This is a genomic window from Pontimicrobium sp. MEBiC01747 (assembly GCF_053601635.1).
The window spans coordinates 1-8,110 of sequence record NZ_JBSHNS010000356.1 but is presented as its reverse complement, the minus strand read 5'-3'; the positions used below and the strand labels follow the sequence as shown (position 1 = coordinate 8,110).

Here is an 8,110-nt window from a genome sequence, read left to right as displayed (position 1 = left end):
GTGGTATACACTTTCGTCTGCTACTTTTATATCTGCCATAATATCTGCAGGCTCTTCACCTCCAGCAGTTTTAATAGCATTCCAAAGTAGGTTTTTTTCGTATTGCGTATTTGCAGTTCCTACTACTTTTAACACACCATTTTCCTCAGATACATCTCCATTTTGTATGTTTAATGCTTCTCCTAAACTAAGTACAGTTTGATACTTTTCTCTAACACTCATAATAATAAATTTGTTGTTTTTAATGTTAATCTTAATAATCTAAAGATAGTAATTAATACGTCAAATTCAATATTTATGAATTTTAAAAAATAGATAAATAACAAAAAACACGATAAAATGTTGTTTTTGCCGATTAAATGCATAGTGGTTTTGTAATGTTAAATTGATGATTTGGTCTTGCCACAGTTAACCACAAAATAAAACACTAATAATAACACAAAATAATCTATTTCCTAATCAATAGATAAGTTAGAGCGTTGGTTTTTTATAAAATGATGTTTGTTAGTTTGTTAAGGCATTTTGTAGGCCGTCTAATTTTATAAAATTCGTGAGATTCAAGTTGTTTTAATATAATTTTTAGAATTCTTTTGAATACAGAAATAGTTAGGTATAGTATCTAACAAGTATAATATTAAAACAATTAAATTATGAAAACACAAAACAGTAAACTTAGTTTTAAAACAAATGATTTGGTAGAATTAAATGACAATCAAATGTTAGAAACAGAAGGAGGAACTACACCAGCATGTGCAGCAGCAGCAGTAGTAGCAAATGCATCATCTGCAGGATGCGCATCAGTTGCAGCAGCAATAGTAGCTTGGTTATTTGATTAGTAATCAAAAAAAGAACCTATTAAAAGCGTTATATGTTTTATATATAACGCTTTTTTTTAATGTTTTTTTGCTGTTCTTTTTTATAAAAATGGAGAGAGTTAACTTGTTTTAGAGTGTTTTTTACAATTCTTTTGAGTCTCATATAAATAGTTAGATAGAGCATCTAACAAGTATAAACATTAAAATAATTTAATTATGAAAACACAAAATTCAAAACTTAATTTCAAAACAAGTAGCTTAGTAGAATTAAATGATAACCAAATGTTAAAAGCAGAAGGAGGTAGTACTCCAGCATGTTTTGTAGCAACAGCAAATATGTCATCTGCGGGATGTGCAGGTATATCAGCCGCATTTGTTGCGTGGTTATTAGAATAATAAACAAGTTTTATTATTTTAAAAGTGTTATGTGTTTGACTATTATTAGTTTACATGCATAACACTTTTTTTTTCAATCTTTTTTGGGTAAAAAATTAAATTAATTAGTTATAAATCAGATAATTTAGTGAATTTGGAAAAAAAGTAGTATTTTTGCACTCCTTTTCAGCGAATTATAGAAAGACGGAAAAAGGATACAACAAATTTTATATTTAACACTTCTGTGTGAAATCGCTTAAAACTTTCTAAAAACATACAGAATACAAATTATTATCTGCAATGGCTGACAAAGCAAAACAAGCAGAAGTTGAAGCTAAAGAAGCAACAACAGTAGAAGCTCCAGTAATTTCTGAAGCACAAGCAAACCCTGAAAAATTCTTAGCAGAATTTAACTGGCACAATTACCAAGAAGGAATTGATGAGGTAGAAGATTCTCAATTAAAAGAGTTTGAAAAATTAGTATCTGAAAATTTCGTAGATACTTTAAATGATGAAGTAGTAGAAGGAGAAGTAATTCATATTACAGATCGTGATGCTATCATCGACATTAACGCAAAGTCTGAAGGTGTAATCTCATTAAACGAGTTCCGTTACAATCCTAACTTAGCAGTTGGTGACAAAGTAGAAGTATTAATTGATGTTCGTGAAGATGCAACAGGACAATTAGTATTATCTCACAGAAAAGCACGTGTAATTAAAGCATGGGATCGTGTAAATAATGCACACGACACAGGAGAAATCGTTAATGGTTTCGTTAAGTGTAGAACAAAAGGTGGTATGATTGTAGATGTTTTTGGAATTGAAGCATTCTTACCAGGTTCTCAAATTGACGTTAAACCAATTAGAGATTACGACCAGTATGTAAATAAAACTATGGAATTTAAAGTTGTTAAAATCAACCACGAATTCAAAAACGTAGTAGTATCTCATAAAGCACTTATTGAAGCTGATATTGAAGTACAGAAGAAAGAAATCATCGGTCAATTAGAAAAAGGTCAAGTATTAGAAGGTGTTGTTAAAAACATTACATCTTACGGTGTATTTATCGACCTTGGAGGCGTTGATGGATTAGTTCACATTACAGATTTATCTTGGTCTAGAATTAACCATCCAAATGAGATTGTTGAGTTAGATCAGAAACTAAATGTAGTAATCCTTGATTTTGATGAAAACAAATCAAGAATCCAATTAGGTCTTAAGCAATTAAGCAAGCACCCTTGGGATGCATTAGGAGAAGAAGTAAATGTTGGAGATAAAGTAAAAGGTAAAGTAGTAGTAATCGCAGATTACGGTGCATTTATTGAAGTAGCAGAAGGAGTAGAAGGATTAGTACACGTATCTGAAATGTCTTGGTCTACACACTTACGTTCTGCTAACGACTTCGTATCTGTTGGAGATGTAGTAGAAGCACAAGTATTAACTTTAGATAGAGAAGATCGTAAAATGTCTCTAGGTATCAAGCAATTAACGCAAGACCCATGGACAGATATTACAACTAAATACCCTGTAGGTTCTAAGCACACAGGTATAGTACGTAACTTTACAAACTTTGGTGTATTTGTTGAATTAGAAGAAGGTATTGATGGATTAATTTACATCTCAGATTTATCTTGGACTAAGAAAATTAAGCACCCATCTGAGTTCTGTGCAGTTGGAGATAAATTAGAAGTAGTAGTACTTGAGTTAGATGTGGAAGGACGTAAATTATCTTTAGGTCACAAGCAAACAACAGAAAACCCTTGGGATAAGTACGAAACTGAGTTCGCTTTAGGAACAACTCATACAGCAGAGATTGCTGAGGTTGTAGATAAAGGTGCAACTATTGAGTTTAACGAAGATATCGTTGCTTTTGTTCCTTCACGTCACCTTGAAAAAGAAGATGGAAAGAAACTTAAGAAAGGAGATTCTGCAGATTTCAAAATCATTGAATTCAATAAAGAATTTAAGAGAGTTGTAGCATCGCATACAGCAATCTTTAAAGAAGAAGAAATGGCAAATGTGAAAGCTGCTGCTAAAAAACAAGCTGCTCAAGCTGCAGAAGCAAAACCAACTTTAGGTGATGCTAATGATGCTTTACAAGCACTTAAAGATAAAATGGACGGGAAAATATAATTATATTCCTGTGAAAACAGGAATCTCATCCTAATAGAAATGAAGCCTCTCGATTATCGAGAGGCTTTTTTTGTTTATAACTGTAACTATTGAAGTTTAATTTTATGTTTCAACTTCTAAATATTTACGTTAACTTTGTATACCAAATACGTTTGGAGAAATATGAGTCAAAAAGTGTTACTTAACGCAACCGAGGTAAACATCATTCTACATAGACTGGCTTGTCAACTTATTGAAAATCACAACGACTTTTCTAATACTGTTTTAATAGGGATTCAACCAAGAGGGAAATTCTTAGCTAATCGTTTAGCAATACTACTAAAAACAGAATATAATATTAAAGATTTACAGCTAGGGCTTTTAGACATTACCTTTTATCGTGATGATTTTAGAAGAGGAGAAAAAATACTAGAAGCTAATACTACAGAAATTAATTTTCAAGTAGAAAATAAAAATGTAGTATTCATAGACGATGTATTATACACAGGAAGGAGTATACGCTCTGCTTTAACAGCAATTCAATCTTTTGGAAGACCTAAAGAAATAGAATTGTTAACCTTAATAGATAGACGATTTAGTAGACATTTACCAATACAGCCCAATTATAGAGGGCGACAAGTAGATGCCATAAATAAAGAAAAAGTGAAGGTTAATTGGGTAGAAAACGAAGGAGAAGATTGCGTTTACCTTGTTAACAATTAATTTTAAGAGGTAAAAGTGTGGTTGCTTACAACCTTATAAAACAAAACAATAAATAGATTATATTAATTACAGGCTACAGAGCTAGTAAATAACTAAAATAATATGAGCGAGTTAAGTGTAAATCACTTATTGGGAATTAAATACATTCAGGAAAAAGATATTCAACTTATTTTTGAAACGGCAGATCATTTTAAAGAAGTGATTAATAGACCAATAAAAAAAGTGCCTTCACTTAGAGATATTACAATAGCAAACCTGTTTTTCGAAAATTCAACAAGAACCAAACTATCTTTTGAATTAGCAGAAAAACGATTATCTGCCGATGTTATTAATTTTTCAGCTGGACAATCTTCAGTAAAAAAAGGAGAAACCCTAATAGATACCGTTAACAATATTTTATCTATGAAGGTGGATATGGTTGTTATGCGTCATCCAAACCCAGGCGCAGGTGTCTTTTTATCTAAACACGTCAATGCAAATATTATTAATGCAGGAGATGGTGCACATGAGCATCCCACACAAGCCTTATTAGATTCGTATTCTATTAGAGAGCGATTAGGAGATGTAGCTGGGAAAAATGTAGTTATAGTAGGTGATATATTACACAGTAGAGTAGCACTATCAAACATATATGCCTTAAAACTACAAGGAGCTAATGTTATGGTTTGTGGACCAAAAACATTAATACCAAAATATATAGATAAATTAGGAGTAACAGTAGAAACTAATTTAAGGAAAGCATTACAATGGTGTGATGTAGCTAATATGTTACGTGTACAAAATGAACGTATGGATATTAGTTATTTTCCATCAACAAGAGAATACACACAACAATTTGGAGTGACTAAAGAATTACTAGATTCACTAGATAAGGAAATTACAATTATGCACCCAGGACCTATAAATAGAGGTGTTGAAATAACTAGTGATGTGGCAGATTCTAAACAAGCCATAATTTTAGATCAAGTGCAAAATGGTGTCGCAGTTAGGATGGCAGTAATTTATTTACTAGCTTCAAAAATAAAACAGTAGATTATGATTATAGACAAAGACGGAAACATTTCCATAATTACTCAAGAGAAAGCTACTATTATAGAATTGGTAAAAAAAATTGAAGCTTTATACCCAAAATTTAAAAACGATAATATTATTGTAAACCTTGGAGCTTTAGAGCCAATAAGTACAGAAAACATTGTTGAATTTCTACAAATATCTAATACACATAGAGGCAATAAGCTATCTTTTGTACTTGTAAATTCAAAAACAGATATCGATAAAACTCCAGATGAAATAGTTGTAGTACCTACTTTAAAAGAAGCCTACGATATTATTGAAATGGAAGAAATGGAACGCGATTTAGGGTTTTAATTACGCATAGTACTTAACTATTACATGAAATTAAACATATTAGGTTGCTACAGTGCAACACCTCGTACATTTACAAACCCAACAGCACAAGTTCTAGAGATAAATAATCACATCTTTTTAATAGACTGTGGTGAAGGAACACAGGTAGAGTTACGAAGACATAAAATTAAGTTTAATCGCATTAAACATATATTTATATCTCATTTACACGGCGATCATTTTTTTGGACTAGTAGGGTTAATTTCTACGTTTAGACTATTAACTCGAGAAGCAGATTTACACATCTACGCCCCAAAAGGACTAAAAGAAATTATAACATTACAATTAAAAATATCTAACTCTTGGACAAATTATAATTTGTACTTTCATGAACTCTCAAGCACAACTTCCGAAATTATTTTTGAAGATGATAAAGTAGAAGTACATACTATACCTTTAGATCATAGAGTATATACTAATGGCTTTTTGTTTAAAGAAAAAGAAGGAGAACGTAAGCTAGATATGAATGCAGTTTTAAATGCAGATATTAATGTAGCCTATTACAGAAAATTAAAACAAGGAGCAGATGTTATAAATGAAGCAGGAGAACTAGTAAAAAACGAAACAGTAACTAAACCAGCTAATAAGCCCAAAAGTTATGCATTTTGTAGCGATACAGCATATAAAGAAGACATTGTACCCTTAATTAAAGAGGTAGATGTATTGTATCATGAATCTACATTTTTAGAACAGCATGCTAAATTAGGCCCAAAAACAAAACACAGTACAGCTAAAGAAGCAGCAAAAATTGCAAAATTAGCTAATGTTGGGACATTAATATTAGGACATTATTCTACACGTTACGCAGATTTGAATCAATTTAAAATAGAAGCTAATGAACATTTTGATAATGTTTTATTAGGAGACGATGGAAAAGTTTTTGAGTTTTAATTAGTGTTCTTCTACATATCGTTTAAATTGATTTAACCATTTTTGTACCTGTTTTTTAAATAACCCAGGAAATAGTTTGGCTATTACTTTTATAAACAAACCATTAAAATTAATGTATTCTATTTCAGTCGTATAACGTGTAATATCATTATTTGCAATAGAAGAAAAAACAACCCTCATAGTATTGGTCATATGCTTATGCTCATACAATGCTAAAAATTCTTCAGGTAAGTTATTATTAAGTATCGTTTCTATAAGCTCTAATTTTTCATAAATAATTTTAGATTTTGAGCCTTTTTCGCCTTCATTACCACTTATTAAGGTTTTTGATTTAAAACCATCTTGATAATATTTTAAAGTACTAGTATCTAAAAAAATAGATTGAACTTTATCTATGCTAGCATTAATATCAACAGAACAAGTAAACTTCATAAAGAATTATTTTAAGCTAAAGTTAGTAAAATATTATGGTAAAAATAATTATAGAATCTTGTAAATTGCAGTATGGAAAAAGATTTAGGAAATTATAGAAGATCTTATGAAAAGGGAGCTTTATTATTAGAGAACACCCCAGATAACCCAATAGAGTTATTTAGAAATTGGTTTCTTGAAGTAGATGAAAAATTCCCAGAAGATGAAACTAATGCGATGACCATATCTACAATTGGAACAGATGGTTTTCCAAAAAATAGAGTTGTATTACTTAAAAAATATACCTACGAAGGCTTTATTTTTTATACAAACTACGAAAGTGAAAAAGGAAAAGCCATACAAGAAAACCCAAATGTATGTTTATCCTTTTTTTGGGCAGGAGCAGAACGACAAGTCATCATAAAAGGGAAAGCAGAGAAAATTGCTAAAAATTTAAGTGATGGGTATTTTGAGTCTAGACCTAGAGGAAGTCAATTAGGAGCACTAGTATCCAATCAAAGTGAAGTTATAGAAAGTAGGGAAGTACTAGAGTTAAAATTAAAAACCTTAGAAAAGCAATACGAAGGTAAAGAAATTCCTAGGCCAGATTTTTGGGGAGGATTTATTATAAAACCAGAGGTTATAGAGTTTTGGCAAGGAAGACCCAATAGATTACATGATAGAATACATTACAAGTTAAATTCAGATTACGATTGGATAAAAAATAGGTTATCTCCGTAAAATTATTGCTATAATTTATTAATAATAGTCAAAAGCACTTAACGGTATCGTTTAAGTGCTTTTTTTTATGTTGAAAAACTGTTTTTAACGAATTTTATACTTTATAAATCGATGAAAAGCATTAAATGATGTTAAAATGCATGTTTTTCATCGATTTTAACATTTTTTTAACATTTAACTTATTTCTGTCTCGGTATATTTGAAAAGCCCCAATCTAATTTTATCAAGTATGAAATCTATATTTAACCTATTTTTAGTAGCGTCTATATTTGTTTTTACAACGTCTTGTTCTTCGGATAGTAGTGAGGATATTGCACCAGAAACAAACCAAAGTCAAAATTTAGTTATTCCTCAATCTAAAACTATAGAGATTGAAATTATGGAGCTTATTAATGAATATAGAATAAGCCAAGGATTTAATGTTTTAAATAATAATGGAATAATTAAGGGGCAAGCATATACACATACAGAGTATATGGTTGTTAATGATAATGTCTCTCATGATAACTTTTATGCGAGAAAATCATATTTAATTAATAACGTAGGGGCAGAAGCAGTAACAGAAAACGTAGCTTTTGGATTTACAAATGCTCAATCTGTCGTTAATGCTTGGTTAAATAGCGAAGGACATAAAC

At 30.5% G+C, this 8,110-nt stretch carries 10 protein-coding genes and 1 pseudogene; 9 read left to right on the top strand and 2 right to left on the bottom strand.

Going from position 1 to position 8,110, the window contains the following annotated elements; genetic code table 11:
• A pseudogene (locus tag ACVC2P_RS11485) lies at positions 1–222 on the bottom strand (LysM peptidoglycan-binding domain-containing protein); the annotation flags it as partial.
• Between the two features lie 428 nt (positions 223–650).
• Between ACVC2P_RS11485 and ACVC2P_RS11480 the strand changes: the two are divergent.
• The 7 genes from ACVC2P_RS11480 to ACVC2P_RS11450 all read left to right on the top strand — a co-directional run bounded on the left by ACVC2P_RS11480 (position 651) and on the right by ACVC2P_RS11450 (position 6,323).
• The gene (locus tag ACVC2P_RS11480; protein ID WP_452598612.1) at positions 651–836 is read left to right on the top strand and encodes a hypothetical protein; all 186 of its coding nucleotides are present in this window, start codon (positions 651–653) and stop codon (positions 834–836) included.
• A gap of 195 nt (positions 837–1,031) precedes the next feature.
• Entirely contained in the window at positions 1,032–1,211 is a 180-nt protein-coding gene (locus ACVC2P_RS11475) for a hypothetical protein (RefSeq protein WP_452598611.1), read from the top strand.
• A 279-nt stretch (positions 1,212–1,490) separates the two neighbouring features.
• Positions 1,491–3,323, top strand: a complete 1,833-nt coding sequence (rpsA, locus tag ACVC2P_RS11470) for a 30S ribosomal protein S1 (RefSeq protein WP_452598610.1) — start codon at positions 1,491–1,493, stop codon at positions 3,321–3,323.
• A 162-nt stretch (positions 3,324–3,485) separates the two neighbouring features.
• Positions 3,486–4,025, top strand: a complete 540-nt coding sequence (gene pyrR, locus ACVC2P_RS11465) for a bifunctional pyr operon transcriptional regulator/uracil phosphoribosyltransferase PyrR (protein WP_452598609.1) — start codon at positions 3,486–3,488, stop codon at positions 4,023–4,025.
• A gap of 102 nt (positions 4,026–4,127) precedes the next feature.
• Positions 4,128–5,057 carry an aspartate carbamoyltransferase catalytic subunit gene (locus ACVC2P_RS11460; RefSeq protein WP_452598608.1) on the top strand — a complete coding sequence of 310 codons (930 nt, stop codon included), beginning with the start codon at positions 4,128–4,130 and terminating at the stop codon, positions 5,055–5,057.
• A gap of 3 nt (positions 5,058–5,060) precedes the next feature.
• A complete protein-coding gene (locus ACVC2P_RS11455; protein WP_452598607.1) occupies positions 5,061–5,393 on the top strand; it encodes a ribonuclease Z in 333 nt (110 codons plus the stop codon).
• A gap of 24 nt (positions 5,394–5,417) precedes the next feature.
• Positions 5,418–6,323, top strand: a complete 906-nt coding sequence (locus ACVC2P_RS11450) for a ribonuclease Z (RefSeq protein WP_452598606.1) — start codon at positions 5,418–5,420, stop codon at positions 6,321–6,323.
• Here the strand turns inward: ACVC2P_RS11450 and ACVC2P_RS11445 are convergent, their stop codons facing one another.
• Positions 6,324–6,755 carry an SRPBCC family protein gene (locus ACVC2P_RS11445; protein ID WP_452598605.1) on the bottom strand — a complete coding sequence of 144 codons (432 nt, stop codon included), beginning with the start codon at positions 6,753–6,755 and terminating at the stop codon, positions 6,324–6,326.
• A 72-nt stretch (positions 6,756–6,827) separates the two neighbouring features.
• Here ACVC2P_RS11445 and pdxH point away from each other — a divergent pair, with 72 nt between their 5' ends.
• The gene (gene pdxH / locus ACVC2P_RS11440) at positions 6,828–7,475 is read left to right on the top strand and encodes a pyridoxamine 5'-phosphate oxidase (protein ID WP_452598604.1); all 648 of its coding nucleotides are present in this window, start codon (positions 6,828–6,830) and stop codon (positions 7,473–7,475) included.
• Between the two features lie 229 nt (positions 7,476–7,704).
• Positions 7,705–8,110 (top strand): CAP domain-containing protein (locus ACVC2P_RS11435; protein WP_452598603.1); only part of this gene is annotated, 406 nt, incomplete at its 3' end.

Bases quoted from the DNA above. Each gene is read 5' to 3' on its own strand.
- rpsA (WP_452598610.1), top strand. From the start codon at position 1,491: ATGGCTGACAAAGCAAAACAAGCAGAAGTTGAAGCTAAAGAAGCAACA.
- ACVC2P_RS11480 (WP_452598612.1), top strand. From the start codon at position 651: ATGAAAACACAAAACAGTAAACTTAGTTTTAAAACAAATGATTTGGTA.
- pyrR (WP_452598609.1), top strand. From the start codon at position 3,486: ATGAGTCAAAAAGTGTTACTTAACGCAACCGAGGTAAACATCATTCTA.
- pdxH (WP_452598604.1), top strand. From the start codon at position 6,828: ATGGAAAAAGATTTAGGAAATTATAGAAGATCTTATGAAAAGGGAGCT.
- ACVC2P_RS11475 (WP_452598611.1), top strand. From the start codon at position 1,032: ATGAAAACACAAAATTCAAAACTTAATTTCAAAACAAGTAGCTTAGTA.
- ACVC2P_RS11460 (WP_452598608.1), top strand. From the start codon at position 4,128: ATGAGCGAGTTAAGTGTAAATCACTTATTGGGAATTAAATACATTCAG.
- ACVC2P_RS11450 (WP_452598606.1), top strand. From the start codon at position 5,418: ATGAAATTAAACATATTAGGTTGCTACAGTGCAACACCTCGTACATTT.
- ACVC2P_RS11455 (WP_452598607.1), top strand. From the start codon at position 5,061: ATGATTATAGACAAAGACGGAAACATTTCCATAATTACTCAAGAGAAA.
- ACVC2P_RS11445 (WP_452598605.1), bottom strand. From the start codon at position 6,755: ATGAAGTTTACTTGTTCTGTTGATATTAATGCTAGCATAGATAAAGTT.